The organism is Veillonellaceae bacterium, from assembly GCA_025992895.1.
Classification (GTDB): domain Bacteria; phylum Bacillota; class Negativicutes; order Veillonellales; family Dialisteraceae; genus Dialister.
The window spans coordinates 1817899-1836474 of record DAJPGA010000001.1 but is presented as its reverse complement, the minus strand read 5'-3'; the positions used below and the strand labels follow the sequence as shown (position 1 = coordinate 1836474).

18 protein-coding genes and 1 other annotated feature are annotated in these 18576 nt (G+C 47.6%); of the genes, 13 read left to right on the top strand and 5 right to left on the bottom strand.

Annotation, left to right across the window (positions count from 1 at the left end; translation table 11 throughout):
* Positions 1–48: 48 nt before the first annotated feature.
* The 9 genes from OIM03_07990 (at position 49) to OIM03_07950 (ending at position 11598) form a co-directional block, all read left to right on the top strand.
* Positions 49–1527 (top strand): hypothetical protein, encoded by a 1479-nt coding sequence (locus tag OIM03_07990; protein ID HJI74208.1) that lies wholly within the window; start codon positions 49–51, stop codon positions 1525–1527.
* 35 nt (positions 1528–1562) lie between these two features.
* On the top strand, positions 1563–2150 hold the full coding sequence (locus tag OIM03_07985) for an XTP/dITP diphosphatase (GenBank protein ID HJI74207.1): 588 nt from the start codon (positions 1563–1565) through the stop codon (positions 2148–2150).
* Positions 2151–2276: 126 nt separating this feature from the next.
* Positions 2277–3044 (top strand): adenosylmethionine decarboxylase, encoded by a 768-nt coding sequence (speD, locus tag OIM03_07980; GenBank protein HJI74206.1) that lies wholly within the window; start codon positions 2277–2279, stop codon positions 3042–3044.
* A 20-nt stretch (positions 3045–3064) separates the two neighbouring features.
* The gene (locus OIM03_07975) at positions 3065–4276 is read left to right on the top strand and encodes an NAD-dependent malic enzyme (protein HJI74205.1); all 1212 of its coding nucleotides are present in this window, start codon (positions 3065–3067) and stop codon (positions 4274–4276) included.
* A gap of 286 nt (positions 4277–4562) precedes the next feature.
* A complete protein-coding gene (locus OIM03_07970) occupies positions 4563–5966 on the top strand; it encodes an HD domain-containing protein (GenBank protein HJI74204.1) in 1404 nt (467 codons plus the stop codon).
* Positions 5959–7923 (top strand): penicillin-binding transpeptidase domain-containing protein, encoded by a 1965-nt coding sequence (locus tag OIM03_07965; GenBank protein ID HJI74203.1) that lies wholly within the window; start codon positions 5959–5961, stop codon positions 7921–7923. The genes OIM03_07970 and OIM03_07965 overlap by 8 nt, the downstream gene beginning before the upstream one ends.
* A 161-nt stretch (positions 7924–8084) precedes the next feature.
* Positions 8085–9752, top strand: coding sequence for a formate--tetrahydrofolate ligase (locus tag OIM03_07960; GenBank protein HJI74202.1), 1668 nt, complete (start codon positions 8085–8087; stop codon positions 9750–9752).
* Between the two features lie 10 nt (positions 9753–9762).
* Positions 9763–10605, top strand: a complete 843-nt coding sequence (locus tag OIM03_07955) for a bifunctional 5,10-methylenetetrahydrofolate dehydrogenase/5,10-methenyltetrahydrofolate cyclohydrolase (protein HJI74201.1) — start codon at positions 9763–9765, stop codon at positions 10603–10605.
* Positions 10606–10743: 138 nt separating this feature from the next.
* Positions 10744–11598 (top strand): mechanosensitive ion channel family protein, encoded by an 855-nt coding sequence (locus tag OIM03_07950; protein ID HJI74200.1) that lies wholly within the window; start codon positions 10744–10746, stop codon positions 11596–11598.
* Positions 11599–11658: 60 nt separating this feature from the next.
* Here OIM03_07950 and OIM03_07945 read toward each other — a convergent pair whose 3' ends face one another.
* The 5 genes from OIM03_07945 to OIM03_07925 all read right to left on the bottom strand — a co-directional run bounded on the left by OIM03_07945 (position 11659) and on the right by OIM03_07925 (position 14339).
* Positions 11659–12144 (bottom strand): universal stress protein, encoded by a 486-nt coding sequence (locus tag OIM03_07945; protein HJI74199.1) that lies wholly within the window; start codon positions 12142–12144, stop codon positions 11659–11661.
* A gap of 18 nt (positions 12145–12162) precedes the next feature.
* Positions 12163–12591: a universal stress protein gene (locus tag OIM03_07940; GenBank protein HJI74198.1), complete on the bottom strand. Its 429-nt coding sequence runs from the start codon at positions 12589–12591 to the stop codon at positions 12163–12165.
* A gap of 206 nt (positions 12592–12797) precedes the next feature.
* Positions 12798–13226 (bottom strand): universal stress protein, encoded by a 429-nt coding sequence (locus tag OIM03_07935; GenBank protein ID HJI74197.1) that lies wholly within the window; start codon positions 13224–13226, stop codon positions 12798–12800.
* A 152-nt stretch (positions 13227–13378) separates the two neighbouring features.
* The gene (locus OIM03_07930) at positions 13379–13807 is read right to left on the bottom strand and encodes a universal stress protein (GenBank protein ID HJI74196.1); all 429 of its coding nucleotides are present in this window, start codon (positions 13805–13807) and stop codon (positions 13379–13381) included.
* A gap of 103 nt (positions 13808–13910) precedes the next feature.
* The gene (locus OIM03_07925) at positions 13911–14339 is read right to left on the bottom strand and encodes a universal stress protein (protein ID HJI74195.1); all 429 of its coding nucleotides are present in this window, start codon (positions 14337–14339) and stop codon (positions 13911–13913) included.
* A gap of 317 nt (positions 14340–14656) precedes the next feature.
* Here OIM03_07925 and OIM03_07920 point away from each other — a divergent pair, with 317 nt between their 5' ends.
* The 4 genes from OIM03_07920 to OIM03_07905 all read left to right on the top strand — a co-directional run bounded on the left by OIM03_07920 (position 14657) and on the right by OIM03_07905 (position 18544).
* Positions 14657–15151 carry a nitroreductase family protein gene (locus tag OIM03_07920; protein HJI74194.1) on the top strand — a complete coding sequence of 165 codons (495 nt, stop codon included), beginning with the start codon at positions 14657–14659 and terminating at the stop codon, positions 15149–15151.
* Positions 15152–15280: 129 nt separating this feature from the next.
* Positions 15281–15509, top strand: a binding site (T-box leader).
* 59 nt (positions 15510–15568) lie between these two features.
* Entirely contained in the window at positions 15569–17053 is a 1485-nt protein-coding gene (locus OIM03_07915; GenBank protein HJI74193.1) for an ATP-binding cassette domain-containing protein, read from the top strand.
* Positions 17046–17864 carry an energy-coupling factor ABC transporter ATP-binding protein gene (locus tag OIM03_07910; GenBank protein ID HJI74192.1) on the top strand — a complete coding sequence of 273 codons (819 nt, stop codon included), beginning with the start codon at positions 17046–17048 and terminating at the stop codon, positions 17862–17864. The genes OIM03_07915 and OIM03_07910 overlap by 8 nt, the downstream gene beginning before the upstream one ends.
* Complete coding sequence (locus OIM03_07905; protein ID HJI74191.1) at positions 17861–18544, top strand: energy-coupling factor transporter transmembrane protein EcfT; 684 nt, start codon at positions 17861–17863, stop codon at positions 18542–18544. Before OIM03_07910 ends, OIM03_07905 begins: the two co-directional genes overlap by 4 nt.
* The last annotated feature ends 32 nt before the right edge of the window (positions 18545–18576 follow it).

Here is an 18576-nt window from a genome sequence, read left to right as displayed (position 1 = left end):
GAAGTATAATGATAACAATTGAAGTCAAAAACGAAAGGAAGATTGGATATGACTCCACAGGATATTATTGATGCAACGAATACATTTGGACGATATGGTGTACCGGAAGAAAATATCTTTCAGGAAGTTATGCGTGCAAGGTATCTCGACTATTTCCTTTTCAGCAATCCGTCGAATGCCCAATATGGCATTTCCATCGAAGATCTGTATGAAAATATGAAGAAAACGGCTGACCGCCTGGGCCTTTATGAAGGGGATGCCGATACATATGCCAGAGTGTATACTCTGGCGCTCCGCGTGGACCCGATGGCCTTTGCACCGGGAGCAGGCACCGCGCGTCAGGAAGTCAGAGCTCTTCTCAAGGAAGCAGGAAAGAAGGCAGAAGAAGCAGGACAGACAATCCTCTTCTCCGGCGCAGAAAACTACCTTCCTGTCCTGGATGATCTTTTCAAGGATCTGACGACGAAGAGAATCGCTCTTGCCATGAATTCGCAGGAATGGAAAGAAAAACTCCATATGGTTTTTCCTCGCGGGCGGATGATGATGGAGGAAGAACTTGATACGGACACGGAAGTGTATAATTATATATTCAACTGGGAGACAAACAGCATTGCACATGCTGCCTCTCTCACCAGAAGGCTTTCAGAGAAGGGCACAATGGACGTTTTGATTCCATATGCGCTTCTTCTGGAGGAGAGTGAGGAAGCAGAAGACGCACGAAAGGCTCTGGCAGCTGAAGGAAAACTCGTTTCTTATTATGATACAGATCTGGGCGGCAAAGAATACGCATTTCTCAGGTTCGCAGGAGAAAAGTCGCCTGTCGTATCATTTGGCGAATCAGGATTTGAATCCGGCGCTTTCCATGGGTATGATACGCTTAAACTTTCTTCTGAAGATTTTGCAGCAGCTGACGACTGGAATATCGATATCTACGCATACAACGGATCTCCTGCGCTTCAGTCGATCCTTGCAGGAAATATTCTGGATCTCGATCATTCCATCGGAAAAGTATTCGAGGGTCTCATGCCTGAGAGACTTTCCGCAGGATATTATGACGGACTTTCTGCAGAGGGGATTTCTGATTCAGGAATCAGGAAAGACCTTATTTCTTCAGCACCGGCAGAAGAAGGCGATGAAGGAATTGCTGTCAGAAGCGGCGATCTTGTCATTACAGTCAGGGACGGAAATGTGAAGACAGCCGTTATTCCGGAAGGGACATCCTGCGTTCTTGCACCTGGCATTCTGGCACTCCGTCCTGCGGATAGGTATACTTCCTGGTATTTGAAACTGTACTTGGACGGACCTGTCGGGCAGCTCTTCCTTAATACGATGAAGGCAGGGTATTCGTACCATTTAATAACGGAACGAATTCTCAGGCTGCCGCTTCCAAAAGCAGACGATATGGTTATCCGCGAAGCAGATGCGCTCTGCCGCAAGACGGCTGAATCACTGGCAAAGGCAGAAGAAGCCTGGAGAAATGCAAAGAGGGATTCCGTTGCCCTGATGATGGGACATGGTCAGGCATAAATCGAGTGGTCATAAATGAAAGGCAGGGTAAATCAATGAAGCTGGTTCTTGCAACTCATAATAAAGGAAAAATCAGGGAATTTCAGAAAGTATTCTCTGAAATAGGCTGGGAAGCTGTTCCTGTTGCTGATGTCTCTGATGCACCAGATCCAGAGGAGACCGGAAAAACTTTCAAGGAAAATGCATTGCAGAAAGCGCATTATTACGCCAAAGTCACAAATCTTCCTGTGCTGTCAGATGACTCCGGCATCATTGCAGATGTTTTAGGCGACCGCCCGGGTGTTTATTCCGCCCGTTATGCAGGAAAGCATGGCGATGATGAGGCCAACAACAGAAAACTTGTGGAAGACCTGAAACCGTATACCGGAGATGACCGCAAGGGCCATTATGTATGCGTCATTGCACTTGTATGGCCGGATGGAAAGGAAATCACGGCGGAAGGTACCTGCGAGGGCATCATCCGTGATTTCTACAAAGGAAACGGGGGCTTTGGATATGACCCGCTGTTTTATCTGCCGCAGTATGGCAAGACGATGGCGGAAATCTCCATGGAGGAGAAAAATAAGATCAGCCATCGCGGAAAAGCCATCCAGGCGCTGCTCAATGAGCTAAAAAAATTATAGCCTTAATCGATATCTATACAGAATAAGTATACAAGATATAAATCGTTTTCAATCTATTTGACTCTATGTTATAATTGGAATGTTCCATTCCGGGTAAGAATAAGGATGGGGGTGTCAGTTTACTTCATGAAAAGAGGTAAGCTTAAACTGTTCGGCTTCAACAATTTGACGAAGACGCTCAGCTTCAATATGTACGACATTTGTTATGCCAGTACAGAACAGGAAAGAAAAAAGTACATTGCTTATATTGATGAGCAGTACAGTGCAGAAAGACTGACCCAGATTTTGAATAAGGTTGCTGATACGATCGGCGCCATCGTGCTGAATACGGCCCAGCAGGATTATGATCCGCAGGGCGCCAGCGTGACGATGCTGATTGCAGAGGAAGAAGTGGAGAAGCAGGATGTGGTCATGCATCTGGACAAGAGCCATATCACTGTTCACACATATCCCGAAATGCATCCTCAGGATGGGATCTGCACATTCCGCGCAGACATCGATGTATCAACCTGCGGGAAAATCTCTCCTTTGAAGGCGCTCAACTATTTGCTGAAGTCATTTGATGCAGACATCGTAATCACTGACTATCGTGTCAGGGGATTCACCAGAGATGTCAATGGCAAGAAGATCTATATCGACCACAGAATTAATTCCATACAGAATTATATGTCGCCGGATCTCCGCCACCGCTATGACATGATTGACGTCAACGTCTATCAGGAAAATATTTTCCACACGAAGATGCTGATTCATGATTTCAAGCTGGACAACTATTTGTTTGACACGACGGAAAAGGAACTCGACAAGAAGGAAGTAAAGAGAATCCGCCGCCTGCTCAAGCAGGAAATGTATGAAATCTTCAACGGCAGGAATATGCCGGCTATAAAAGATTAATTTTTTTCAGGAGGTTTTTTATGGATACCGAGAAACTTAGACAGGAAGCCATTGAGCTTAGAAAAGAAAAGCATCAGATGATCAAGACTGAACTGAATGCTGAAATGAACGACGGCCACGATCTGGCTATCGTATATACACCGGGTGTTTCCGCTCCGTGCCTTGCTATTAAGGACGACGAAGATCTGTCCCTGACCATGACCTGGAGAGGCAATGTCGTAGCAGTTATTTCCGACGGCACCCGCGTACTGGGCCTTGGCGATATCGGAGCTGCTGCTTCCATGCCGGTTATGGAAGGCAAATCTGCTCTGTACAAGAAATTTGGCAACATTGATGCGATTCCGATCGTTCTTGATACCAAAGACAAAGATGAATTCATTCATACAGTAAAGCTTCTGGAAAAGAATTTCGCAGGCATCAACCTCGAAGATATCTCTTCCCCGAAATGCTATGACATTGAAGACGAACTGAAGAAAATCATGAATATTCCGGTATTCCATGATGACCAGCACGGCACAGCTATTGCAGCTCTCGCAGCACTGCTCGGCGCTCTGAAAGTCGTTGACAAGAAGATCGAAGATATCAAAGTCGTTATCAACGGCGCAGGTGCTGCAGGCACAGCTATTGCAAAGCTGCTTCTGGAAGACGGCGTAAAGGCTGAAAACATGACCGTCCTGAATTCCAAAGGCATTCTCTTTGACAATGGAAAACGCGACAGAGTCCAGATGGAACTGATCAAGAAGACAAACCCGGAAAACAAGCAGGGAACATTTGCTGATGCTGTCAAAGGCGCAGACGTACTTATCGGCTGCTCCGCTCCTGGCGTATTCAACAATGACGCTCTGAAGACCATGGCAGACAAGAGCATTGTCTTCGCTATGGCAAACCCGGTTCCGGAAATCATGTATGAAGAAGCTGAAGAAAAAGGCGTTTACATCTATGGCTCCGGCAGAAGCGATATGCCGAACCAGGTAAACAACTCTTCCGTATTCCCGGGCCTGTTCCGCGGTGCTCTCGACGTACGCGCACGCCAGATCAATGAAGAAATGAAACTGGCTGCTGCTCATGCTCTGGCTGATCTGGCTACAAAGTGCACACTGGATCCGAAGCATGTTGTTGTTGACGTATTCGACAAGAGAGTTCCTCATGTTGTTGCAAAGGCCGTAGCAGAAGCTGCTATCAAGACAGGCGTAGCAAGAGCAACCGAACTTCCGGCTCAGTACAAAGACTAATCGTTGAATGTAATTTCATACGATAATAAAAAGACTCATGTCCATTTCAGGATATGGGTCTTTTTTGCTCAAACGGGATTTTTATCAAATATTTGAATTATAAAATCTAAATATTTCGCATAACTGTTTTTGCCCGCCATTCCAATTCAGTATATAATAATAGATATACATTCATACAGGAGGGAGAACCATGGGATTCTTGGGGGCGGTTTCTTCTTACTTTCATAAAAAAGGATTTGAAAATCTGTCTTCTGACGAACGGATCGGACTCATAGACAAGGGTGCAATGCATATTTTGCGTGCATTTCATGAAGATGGATTTGAAGCATTTATCGTGGGCGGCTGCGTCAGGGATCTGATGATGAAGCTTGAGCCCCATGACTGGGATATTACAACGCCTGCCCTTCCGGATGAGACAATCCGTGTGGCAGAAAGCCGAGGATGGAAAGCCATAGGAGGAGAAGGACGCCGCTTTGGAACAGTCATCATCGTCATTGATGGCATGAGCTATGAAGTGACGACTTTCCGGAGCGAAACGTACGGGCAGGATGCACATCGCCCGAGTGAAGTGCATTTTGCATCCGATCTGAAGGAAGACCTGATGCGCCGAGACTTCACTGTCAATGCCATGGCTGTCGATGCAGACGGCGTGATTTATGATTACTTTGACGGCGTTTCTGATCTGGACAGGAAAAGGCTTCGTACGGTCGGGGAGTCATCCAAACGCTTTTCAGAGGATGCGCTCCGTCTTTTCCGCGCCTGCCGCTTTCTTGGCCAGCTGGATTTCATGGCGGATCGTTCACTGATTGACGGCATGCCTTCCGCCTTTGAACGGGTGAAAGGACTTTCGCTTGAAAGAGTGGAAAGTGAAATAGACCGGCTGATTGTGACGCCGCATGCAGCGCGCGGATTTGACCTTCTTGTGCGTACAGGGCTTAATGAATGTTCCTGCCATGCAACGGAATACGGCAAAGAAACGGAAATTGCCATTCTTCCGGAACTTTCCCACCTGGTGGGACTTCCGCAGCAGAAAGAATTTCATAAGTTCGACGGTTGGTATCACACACTGGCCGTTCTTGATGCATCAAAACCATTGCTCATCAACCGCTGGGCGGCTCTTCTTCATGATGTAGGCAAAGGAATGCCTGGTGTCAGGGGGATTCACAAGGGAAGGATTACCGATTACGGCCATGATAAGGAAGGGGCTGAAATGACCAGAGCTCTCCTGAAGCGCTGGAGACGTCCGAAAGCTTTTGTCAACCGTGTAACCTGGCTGGTAGAAAACCATATGAGATTCCATACCATTGCCAACGATCCGAAATCACATCCCGACAAGTGGATAAGGCAAATTGCCAGAGAAAAAGTATTCCCGACGTCGGCTGATGTATCTGAAGCCATGCTGCAGATGACGGATCTTTCCATCGCAGATATTATCGGATGCGGAAATCCGGACACCGATACAAGGGGACATCAGGAAATCGGAGAATACATGTCCCGGCTTGCGCTGGAAATCCCTGTTTCAACGAAGGAACTTCATTATGACAAGCGTGTGCCTCTCCTCTTAGGGGACAAGACGCCTGAAGGAATGAAGAACCTTCTTACCCGCGTGCAGAGCGGAAGCCTTGAAAATGAACCTGCGGCCATCTACGATGCAGCAGTCCGTTATATGAGGAGAAGAACGCATGAGTAAATCAGGTCCTGAAAAAATCATGAAATCCAGAAGCAGGAAGATGGCGGGCGTCCTATGCATCGTCGGATTTTTGCTTGCTGGAAGACTTGGATGGATCCAGATTGCCCGCGGAAGCCAGTATGAGGAAATGGCGATGAACCAGACCGAAGGCGTGCAGACACTCTATTCACCAAGAGGAACAATCTACGATACGAACGGCAAGGAACTTGCTTTTTCCATCATGGTCAAATCACTGTATGCAGATCCCGGGACAATGAACGTCAGTGCGGCAGAAGCAGCGAAAGACCTCGCTCCGATCCTGAAGAAAAATGAATCAGACCTGGCGAAGGCCATGTCAAGGAAAACACGTTTCGTATGGCTGGAGCGTGTGATGGATCCGGAAGATTCTGATAAAGTGCAGGCACTGATCAAGGAAAAAGGGTGGAAGGGCTTCGGCTTCTTCGATGAAAGCCGCCGCTTCTACCCCAATGGTCCTATGGCAGCGAATGTGCTGGGCTTTGTAGGTCTCGATGACAAGGGGCTTGACGGGCTTGAAATGTCGCTGGATGACCTGATCCGCGGAGGCAAGAGCAAGCAGATGCTTCTGACCGATGCCCGAGGAAATCCGATTCTGGAGTCGGCCCTTGCCCCTTACAAGGCTGAAAATGAACGATCCGTCTATCTCACAATCGATCAGAATATCCAGTTCTATGCAGAAAGAGCGCTCGACCGTGCTATGGCAAGCACCAAAGCATCCGGCGGCATCATTATCGTCATGGATCCTAAGACAGGAGCTATCCTTGCGCTTGGGAACAGGCCTTCTTATGATCCGAACCACTTTGACAAGGCCACAGAAGCAGAGTTCAAGAACCGTGCGGTCGTCGATATTTACGAACCAGGATCGACATTCAAGCCGGTCATTGCAGCGGCTGCTCTGGCAGCCAAAACGTATGACACGCAGCGTGTCTGGCACGATCCCGGGGCAGTCTGGGCATCCGGCCACGCCATCAGGAACTGGGATGATGAATCCTATGGTGATGTCCGTCTCGTTGATATCCTGAAATTCTCCATCAATACAGGCTTTGCCCATATAGGGCTGCTGACCGGCGGAGATATACTGACGGAATATGCAAAGAAATTCGGTTTCGGGAAGCCGACCGGAATCGATCTTCCAGGCGAGGGATCGGGTATTCTCTTCAATCCGAAGGAAATGCGCGCTATCGATGTGGCGACCATGTCCATCGGGCAGGGCATTGCAGTAACACCGCTCCAGATGGTACAGGCATACAGCGCCCTGGCCAACGGCGGACAAATGGTCAAGCCGCATATCATCAAGGAAATCAAGAATCCGGATGGAAGCGATTACAAGGTCAATCAGACGGAAATCAGCGGAAATCCTGTATCCAAGGAAGTGGCTGATGAAGTCAAGGACATGATGGAAAAGGAAGTCGCATCCGGCGGCGGCACAAATGCGCAGGTTGACGGCTACCATATGGCAGGAAAAACAGGTACGGCACAGAAAATCGATGCAGTCAACGGCGGGTATCTTAAAAATCAGTACATTGCATCCTTCTGCGGCTTCGGCCCTACGGAAGATCCAAGGGCTATATGCCTTGTCGTACTGGATACACCAAAAGGCGTCTACTATGGCGGCCAGGTAGCAGCTCCTGTTTTCAAGGAAGCCATGACGCATATCATGCATTACCTTGCAGTACCGACACTGGAAGATGAAGCAACACATGCAAAGCCGAAAGCAAAGGATATTGAAACGTACAAGCCTGCAATTCCATCAGAAGATGTGAAGGAATTCAGGCTTCCAAGCTTTACAGGATGGACGATCCGCGACACGGGAGAATGGCTGACCCGCGCTGGGCTTGGCTTCCAGCCTGAAGGAAGCGGCTATGCTTACAAACAGGATCCCGGAATCGGGGCAACTGTAAAGAGAGGTTCAAGCGTCCACGTATATTTCCGGCAGTAATAAAAGACTCTTCCTTCGGGGGAGAGTTTTTTGCTGTCGGTTTTCCAAAACATAAAATGACCATATTTCCTGTACGTTTTTATGCGGCATAGTGTCTTGCATGCTATAATAAATAAAGATTTACCTTTATTTCACCGTTGCCATGAAAGGGGAAAAAAGAGATGCTGAGTGACATTGAAATCGCACAGAAAGCGGAGATGAAACCGATTGTTGAGATTGGTGAGAAAGTCGGTATTGCTCCTGAAAATCTGGAAAATTACGGACCGTACAAAGCCAAAGTATCCTTGAAATTCACGAATGAGGTGCTGTCAAAACCACAGGGGAAGCTGATTCTTGTGACAGCTATTTCACCAACACCTGCCGGAGAAGGCAAGACAACGACGACCGTCGGCCTCGGACAGGCTCTGTCTAAACTGGGCAAAAAGACGATGATCTGCCTGCGTGAACCATCCCTTGGACCATGCATGGGCATAAAAGGCGGCGCTGCCGGCGGCGGCTATTCCCAGGTCGTACCGATGGAAGACATCAACCTTCATTTCACCGGAGACCTTCATGCCATCACAGCTGCGCATAACCTTCTGGCAGCTATGGTCGACAACCATATCCAGCAGGGAAATGAACTCAACATTGATCCCAGACGCGTCGTATGGAACCGCGTCATGGATATGAATGACCGTGTTCTCCGTCATATCGTTGTAGGTCTTGGCGGCCATGCAAACGGCGTGCCAAGAGAAGGCGGCTTCGATATTACCGTCGCTTCCGAAGTTATGGCTATCCTCTGCCTGGCAGATTCCATCCATGACATGAAAGAAAGATTTGCAAGAATCATTGTCGGCTATACCTATGATAATAAACCGGTTACTGCTGGCGACATTCATGCACAGGGGGCTATGACCGCACTGATGAAGGATGCGCTGAAACCAAACCTGGTACAGACACTCGAACATGTTCCGGCCTTCATTCACGGCGGCCCGTTTGCCAATATCGCTCACGGATGCAACTCTGTCCTGGCAACAAGAACAGCGCTGCATCTTGCTGATTATGTCGTTACGGAAGCAGGCTTCGGTGCTGACCTTGGCGCAGAAAAATTCCTGGACATCAAGTGCCGTTTCGCAGGTCTTAAACCAGATGCTGCAGTCCTCGTCGCTACTATCCGAGCATTGAAGATGAACGGCGGAAAAGCAAAGAACGAACTGACAGAATCCGATCCCGAAGCTGTAAAGAGAGGACTTCCGAACCTGCTCCGCCATATGCACAACCTGAAGAAGTACGGCCTTCCGATCGTAGTTGCTTTGAACATGTTCCCGTCCGATACAGAAGAAGAAAAGAAAGTCGTTTTCGAAGCATGCAAGGAAGCCGGCGTACCTGTTGCTGAATCCACTGTCTTTGCTGACGGTGGTGAAGGCGGACTTGATCTGGGTGAAAAAGTACTGGCAGCTATTGATCAGGGATCCAATTACAAGCCGCTTTATGATCTGGACCTTTCCCTTAAAGAAAAGATTGAAACCATTGCAAAGGAAATCTATGGTGCTGACGGCGTAGCATTTGATGGTGCTGCTGCAAAGGAACTCGCGCACATTGAAGAAATGGGATACGGAAAGATGCCTGTCTGCATTGCAAAGACACCGGTATCCTTCAGCGATGATCCGTCCAAGCTGGGAGCACCTTCAGGATTTACACTCCATGTCAGAGAAGTCAAAGTATCTGCCGGTGCAGGCTTTGTCGTCGCTCTGACTGGCAAGATCATGACGATGCCGGGGCTTCCACGCCGTCCGGCTGCTGAACGTATCGATGTAGATGACGAAGGAAATATTACGGGGCTCTTCTGATATGGCAGCAATGATTTTAGATGGAAAAGAAGTAGCAGCAGCTCTTGAAAGGGAACTGGCAGAACGCCTGGCAAACCTCAAGGCGAAGAGGTATGAACCAAAGCTTGCCATCATTCTGGCGGGTGACAGCAAGCCCTCTGCCATGTATGCATCCTTCATGCAGAAAGCTGCTAAAAGTTATGGCATCAATTCAGGCATATTCAAGGAAGCCGAAGATGTCAGCGAAGATGAGCTTGGAAAATTGATCACCGATCTCAGCAATGATGATGAAATAACAGGCATTCTTATGATGATGCCGCTTCCGGAGCAGATTGATCCTGAAAAGATGATTGCACTCATTGATCCGGATAAGGATGTCGACGGACTGACGGACATGAATGCGGGAAGACTTTTTGCCGGGAAAGACGGACTCTTCGGAAATACACCGCGCGCCGTCATGGCAATCCTGAAACATTATAAGATTGAAATGAATGGAAAGCGCGTCGTCGTCATAGGGCGCAGCAATGTCATCGGGAAACCGGTTTCCATTATGCTCCTGAAGGAGAATGCAACAGTAACGATCTGCCACTCTCATACAAAGGATCTGGCAAGCCTGACTCGCGAGGCTGATATTCTTGTCGCTGCTGTCGGGAAGCCTGGATACGTGACAGCGGATATGGTCAAAGAAGGTGCCGTTGTCATTGACGTGGGCATCAACCGTGTAAACGGAAAGACCGTTGGCGATGTTGATTATGACAATGTCTCTGAGAAGGCCGGATGCATCACTCCGGTTCCCGGGGGCGTAGGAAGCGTAACGACAGCCATGGTCATCGAGAATATCATCAAAGCCGGAGAGAAATTCATCCGCGATTAAAGAACAAAAAAGAGCCGCAAAATCAGCGGCTCTTTTTACGTTGCTTTATAAAATTTCATGAATTCCCTGTCTGCTCCTTTCTCATATGTTAGAATAAAGAGGAATGATCTGGTATAAGTATCAAGAAAGGAAGAGACTGTGGAACCAAATGTAGTTACAAAAGTGGTTACTGACGAAGTCGGAATCACGGCCAAAGTAATAAACGGATTAGAAAATTTTGCTTTCAACAGGGGTATCGATCTCCTTGAAGCAATTATCATATTTGTTGTCGGGTATGTGATCTGCCGGTATATCCGGCGGGGGATCATCAAAATCCTTGAAAAAGGGAAGGTCGATCCATCAGCCAGAAGTTTTGTCAGTGAGATTGCATTTTTCTTCTGCCTGGCCATCGTTACCATTATCGCACTGAGTACAGCCGGCGTGGCAGCAGGAACGCTCGCAGCTGCTTTCGGCGGTATCGGACTTGCTATCGGCCTCGGTCTTAAAGACAACATCGGAAACGTTGCTTCGGGCATTTTCATTTTGATTTTCCGCCCGTTCAGCGTGGGGGATTATATTGCAGTAGGAACGAATCAGGGAACGGTTGTTGATATCCGGATTATGTACACGGAGATTTCCACAATGGGAAATCAGATGATCGTCATACCGAATTCCTCACTCACAAATAGTGTCATCATGAACTATTCTTCGTTTAATACGAGAAATTTGCAGTTCAATATCGGTGTAGGTTATGGTACGGACCTTGCTTACTGCATTGAGCTTCTGAAAGAAGTGCTCCATGAGAATAAGTATGTCATGAACAAGGATGATATCGCCATTTATGTCAATGGACTCGGGGATTCTTCCATTAATATCTACATCCGTGCAACGGTTCCGAGTGAAGATTATTTCACGGCGCAGAATGAACTGTATATAGCTATCAAGAAGAAACTCGATGATGCAGGAATCGATATCCCGTTCCCGCAGGTCGTCGTCCATCAGGTAAAAGACTGACCGGTAAAATAAAAAAAGACTGTGAACACATTCGTGTTCGCAGTCTTTTTTACTGGGTGATTATTTAACAATTGTTACCGGGCATTCTACATGATGCATGACGTACTGGCTGACGCTGCCGGTGACGAAGGAGGAAAGGGCACCTTTGCCGCTGTTTCCCATGACGACCATGTCAGCTTCCAGTTCCTTGACAGCTCTGACAATGGTCGGGCCTGGGGTGCCGATCTTCGTTGTAACAGTATAGGTAATACCCTCCGGGATCTGTTCAACGAGTTCCCTTGTCAATTCATTGCCTTTTTCGTTGGCTGCCTTGAATACGTCTGCACGGTAATCTTTGTACTCGCCGGCAGGCATATCCTTCTTGCCGAAATAAGAATCGGTCAGGATATCAAATTGTTCGACCGGATATGTCATTTCATTGACATCAGCAACATTGAGAAGGATGACTTCGCTGTCCATTTTTGAAGCCAGCGCAAGAGCCAGCTTGAATGCATTTTTTGATGGTTCGGACCCGTCGATCGGGACAAGGATTTTCTTCATTTCCATGGATTCTATCTCGCTTCCTTATTTAACAATCATGACCGGGCAGTTGGCATGATGAATGACATACTGGCTGACGCTTCCTGTGACGAAAGCATCAAGAGCTCCCTTGCCGCTGTTGCCCATGATGATCAGATCAAAATGACCTTCTTTTGCGACACTGGCAATCATCTGGCCCGGAAGACCGACATGAATTTCAGTGGAGTGGGGGATGGATTCAGGAATTTCCTTTTCCAGTTCCGTAATGAGTTCTTTCCCTTTTCTCTTGATGGTCGTATAGAACTCAGGGGAGATCATGACCTTGCTTGTTGCATAGAGCATGTCATTGACATCGACGACATCAATAAGCGTGACTTCTGCTTTGTCTTTGGCAGCCAGATCGAGTGCAATGTGGAAGGCACGGTTTGCAGGTTCTGATCCGTCGACTGGAACTAGAATTTTTTTTGTTTCCATGGGGGGACACCTTCTTGTCTTGATTAAATTAATAAATCCAAAAGGATTTTGGAAACACCGCTCTTATCTTAATTACAACATATAGATATCAAAAAGTAAAATTGTTTATTTTTATAGTGGTGCATAGGTATTTCAATGAAGTGCAGAAGAAAAACAGGGGGAGAGGAATAAAAAAAGACCGCAAAAGCGGTCTTTGAGAATTCTGTTTATTTGACGACAAGGACAGGGCAGTGTACATGATGAATGATGTAACGGCTGACGCTTCCCATAACGAAGGAGGAAATGGCGCCCTTGCCGCTGTTGCCTACTACAATCAAATCAGCATTTTCTTCTTTTGCAGTGCGGCACGCTGTTTCACCAGGAACGCCGGCTGCAATGACTGTTTTGCAGGTGATTCCTTCCGGAACCTGAGATTTCATCTGATCCATGACTCTCTGTGCGGTTTCTTTTCTTTCGTCGAGCATACCGCCAGCCAGCATCACACGGTTTGTTGCATAGTATGTTTCATTGGCATCCAGAACGTGGAGAAGAACGATAGTGGCTCCATTCTCTTCTGCCAGCCCTACGCCGTAACGGAATGCATTCTCGGCAGGTTCAGAGCCATCGACCGGGATAAGAATTGTCTTGATTTCCATAATGATCACACCCTCCGGATAATGAAAATGAATAGAAATACCAACCTTCCTGTCTTTATTACAGCACAATCGGCTGGAAAAGTAAAATGAATTAATTTTATATCCTTCGAAATACAAAATGAGCCCGGAAGATGGATATCCGGGCTCATTATTTATTTAACAATCAGTACAGGGCATTTTACGTAGTGAATGACATACTGGCTGACACTGCCGGTAACAAAGGAAGAAAATGCGCCTTTGCCGCTGTTGCCCATAACAATAAGGTCTACGCCTTCTTCTTCAGCGTGTTTGGCAATGAGATAGCCTGGTGTGCCCAGGACGGTGACTTCATCATGGGGAATCTCTTCCGGAATGTCCTTGGCAGCCTGGGCAACGATTTCCTTGCCTTCGGCTTTGAGGGTTTCCATGAATTCGTCGGTCAGCATGACGTCATTGGTTTCTCTCAGAAGATCATTGGCATCAACAACGCTGATCAGGGTAATGGAAGAACCATGATTTCTTGCCATGTTTACAGCATAGTGCAGAGCGTTTCCGGCGGCTTCCGAGCCATCGACCGGAACAAGAATTTTTTTGAATTCCATTTTGATCATTCTCCTTATGAATTCAAATCAGGGAAAAGACAGACCGCATGCACGATAATTCACTTCTCAGGAAGAAACATGCGGATTCTTTTGTAAACTCTTATTACTTGACAATCAGAACCGGGCATTCTACGTGGTGGATAACGTACTGGCTGACACTGCCGGTGACGAAAGCATTGAATGCGCCTTTGCCGCTGTTGCCCATGACGATGAGGTCTACTTCTTCTGACTTGGCAATATCCGATGCTGTTTCACCAGGTATGCCTACGACACAGATGGACTTGTGGGGAACATCTTCAGGAAGCTCGCTCTCCAGCTTTTCGATCAGTTTGGTGCCTACACCCTTCATGGTTTCGAAGAATTCGCCGGACAGCATGACCTGATTGGTTGCATAGAACATTTCATTGGCATCGATGACGTAGAGCAGAATCATTTCTGTCTTGTGTGCTTTTGCCAGATCCAGTGCACAATGGAATGCGTTCATGGATGGATCAGAACCATCAACCGGAACAAGGATTTTTTTGAATTCCATATTAATCACCTACTCTTACAAAATATAATGAAAATGATTTGACTCACACTGCGGACTATGCCGTATTTCCCCTCTTCTAACTTAATTAGAACACAAGAAAATATAAAAGTAAAATTGGTAATTTTTATACTGCGTGATATTATTTTTATTGAAATTTTTGCTTCATTTAATTATTGATTTAGAAGTTGAGAAAAGCGCAAGACATAATGAATAGAAACGAAGTATTTGTCGTAAAAACCATAGTTTGCTATAATTAATACAAAATTAGGAATTACAAGCTCTGTGTCTTGAATAAATTTTTATAAAAGGGGTAAAAAATGGATCAGATTTTTAAAAGGACCAGTGTCAGGCGTTATCTGAATCAGCCAGTTGAGGCAGAGAAAACAGAGTATCTCCTGAAAGCTGCCATGCAGGCACCGTCAGCAGGCAATCAGCAGCCATGGGAATTCTACGTCATCACGAACCGGGATATCCTGGAAAAACTCTCCAAGATCAGCCCTTATGCAGGGCCTGCCGCAAGAGCACCCATAGCGATTGCAGCTGCCGTCCGGAATGAGTGCGAATGGCCGCAGGTCTCCGATTACGATGTGAGCCTTGCGATGGGGAATATGTGGCTGGCAGCGGGAGATGTAGGCTTGGGCGGCGTATGGCTTGGCGTCTCCCCGTTCAAAGACAGGATGGATGCGGCGAGGGAAATCCTGAATCTTCCCGACTCAGTCCGTCCGTTTGCTATTTTTGCCTATGGATATCCCGCAAGAGAGCCCAAAGCGCACGACAGATTCGATCCGTCAAAAATTCATGAAATCAAATAATGAAAAGAAAGGTTTCTGCTGAAGCAGGGCCTTTTTTATGGAAAGAGTCGAATTGCTGATTTCTGTCACAAAGCGTTTAGAAAATTTCTTTGACAGTGCGAATTGTGAATGCTATAATTCGTTTAATAGAAAGAACCTGTGATCAGGAAGAGTACTATGATGGAATCGTTTCAGGGAGCCGGCGTCGAGTGCAAGTCCGGTACGCGAAGTCATACGAATGGGCCTGTGAGGTGCGGTCTGAGCCATGATTGGGGTAGGCGCCGCCGGATTTCTCCGTTACAGAAGATGCATATGCACTGAGTTGGGTCTTTTGGCCAACAAGGGTGGTACCGCGGAATTATTTCCTTTCGTCCCTTTGCCGTTTCGGCAATTGGAAGAAAGGTTTTTTTATTGATTACAGCGGAGGGAGAAAATATTATGGAAGCGATGAAGGATGTATCCAAGCTTGTCTTTACGAAGGCGAGAGGGGGACGTTTCCGCTGGCTGACGATCTCTACGCTGATGCTGGCAATCGGTATGCTGCTGCACCTGGTTTCCCCATCTGTAGCCGGCTTTACGCCAAACTGGATGATTGCGACCTATGTCGTTGCGATTCTTCTGACGAAACCGGATTACAAAAAATGTCTGGGTATCTGTATGGTGGCGGCTCTGATGGAGGTATTTACCAGTAAATCCGCTTTCCCATACGGAGATTTTGCTTCTGAATTCTTTGGCGCTTATGTGGCAGGATTCTTTGCCCATTCTGTGCCTCCAATCCGCATTGGAAAGTTTTCACTTCGCCCGGCACTTGCAGGCTTTGTGACGACACTGGTTTCGGGCTTCGTCTTCGTCTCGATTCTGACAGTAGTCATGGGGCTCCCCATGAGCGTATATGTATACGGCATGCTTCCGATGGTGCTTCTGGTCGGCGTAGGCAACGGAATCATTACACCATTCCTTTATTTCCCGGCGCTCCGCCTTTTCAAGACGATGCACTATATGGCGGAATCGGATGTAGAAGACAGCGATCACAGCAAAATAATCCTGAAGCAGGAAAATGAAGGCGTCATCAGTGTAGAGCATCTGACTTACACATATCCTTTTTCCAAGGAGCCGGCACTGAAGGATGTATCCATGACAGTGCAGAAGGGAGATTTCATCGTAGTTACAGGACCTAACGGAGCAGGGAAGACGACACTTCTCATGTCCATGGCAGGTGCCATTCCTCATTACTACGGCGGAACGATGCAGGGGATGGTTTATACAGACGGCAAGGCCGTCACACAGCACACGATTGCCGACCTTGCTTCTTCCATCGGCGTCATTCTTGCCGATTACAAAGCGCAGATCGTTACTTTGACTGTCGGGGAGGAAATGGCATTTACGCTGGAAAACCACGGTTTCCCGCCTGAAGAAATCCGCCGCCGTTCAGAGGAGGCCCTGGCAAAAGTTCATCTGACAGGACTTGAAGACAGAAAGGTAGCCACACTTTCTGGCGGACAGTGCCAGAGACTCGTGGCAGCAGCTGTCCTTGCAGAAGAACCGCAGGTTCTTGTATTCGACGAACCGACATCGGCCTTGGATCCGGAAGGTATCCGTGAGTTCTATGAAATGGTCGGAGAACTGAACCAGAAAGAAGGCTTGACCGTTATTGTTGCCGAGCATCATCTCGAAGCGGCTCTTCCTTATGCAACAGAGTTCGTTCTGATGGATCAGGGCGAAATCATCAGCTCCGGAGATCCGGAAAAAGTTATGCGTTTCATGAGAAAGAGCCATGTCTATGAAGAGGCGATTCCGGACATGTACAGAGCACAGCTCGAACTGGAAGAACATGGCTTCACATTCAAGAATTCTTTCCTGAATGTAGAGGCAGCCAAGGAATCTGTCATTCATTCATTTGAGGGAGGCCGGGACAATGCTTGAATTTGATCATGTAACATTCAGATATGCGAAGAATATGCCGGTCGTTCTTTCAGACACATCCCTGAAATTCGGGAAAGGTGAATTCATTGCCATTACGGGCAGGAACGGAAGCGGCAAGACGACAATCACCCGCCTTCTGACCGGGCTTGAAAAGCCGACAGAAGGACGAGTGCTTTACGAAGGAAAGGACATAACAAAGGAAGAGGCATCAGAAAGAAGCCGCTTCATCGGTTATGTATTCCAGCAGCCGGACAGACAGATGTTCATGCCGACTGTCCGCGAGGAAATTGCATTGGGACCGTATCATCAGGGGAAACGCGGCGAAGAACTCGACCGCATGGTTGAAAAGGCCATGATGGAAACGGATACGACAGATCTTGCGGAAGCATATCCAAGGACCCTTTCCCGCGGCGATCAGCAGCGTGTCGCCATCGCATCTGCCCTGGCCATGGATACTGAGTATCTGATTCTTGATGAACCGACAAGCGGGCAGGACGGGCATGAAAAGAAAATGCTGATGCGTCTGATGGAGAGCCTGCAGCAGAGAGGAATTACGATCATCCTTGTCACGCATGATATGGATATTGTAGCCCGCGACTGCACGAGAGTCATCGTTATTGCATCCCATAAAGTCGCCTTTGACGGCAGGCCGGAAGAACTGTTCTCTGCGAAGAACCGTCCGGAGGACTGGGGACTTCTTTATCCGGCATCAGTCCTATTGGGAAGGGAACTGCCAGGCGCACCTTACTGCCGTGATATGGACAGCTTCTGCAGGACATTTATCGCTTTGAAAGGAGAGGGAGTTTTATGAGAAATCTTGTTCCGCTGACGAAAATAATACTGACGCTGGGAACAGCCGTCTGGGCGATCGTTCTCCAGAAGCCTGAAAGCCTTCTTCTTCTCTGTCTTTTTGAGATCCTGATTCTTCTTGTCTCAGGAGAACTTTTCAGAAGCGTCAAAGCTCTCGTTATGCTTACTGTATTTGCCGCATTTCTCGGGCTCATTGAGAAAATCGGCGGCGGTTCCAATGTGGAATCCGTCGTAGCTGCCTTGAGAATGCTGGGCATGACAATCATCTTTATTTATCTTCTTGGCACTGTCCGCCTGCAGGATCTGACAGCAGCCATGGTGCAGCAGATGAAGGTGCCTTATGAATATGCTTTCATGTTTACTGCCGGACTTCGTTTTATTCCTGACTTTGTGGATGAGAACAGGGCCGTTGCAGAAGCGCAGGCATGCCGCGGGATCTCTGTCAAAGGCAATTTCTTCAAGCAGATTAAAAGATACATGTCCATTGTCCGTCCTTTGATGCTCCGATCCCTGGGAAGAAGCGAGACCATGGCGCTTTCGCTGGAACTTCGCGGATTTGGCGGATCGAACAGAACCTTCATGGAAAGTGTAGCTCCCAAAGGAACAGACTATCTTATGATAATCCTCATCGTTCTCATTACTGCCGGCGTAATATATGCAAGGCTGAAACTCGGCGCATAAATGATCATAAACAAAAAAAGCATCCCGTCGGG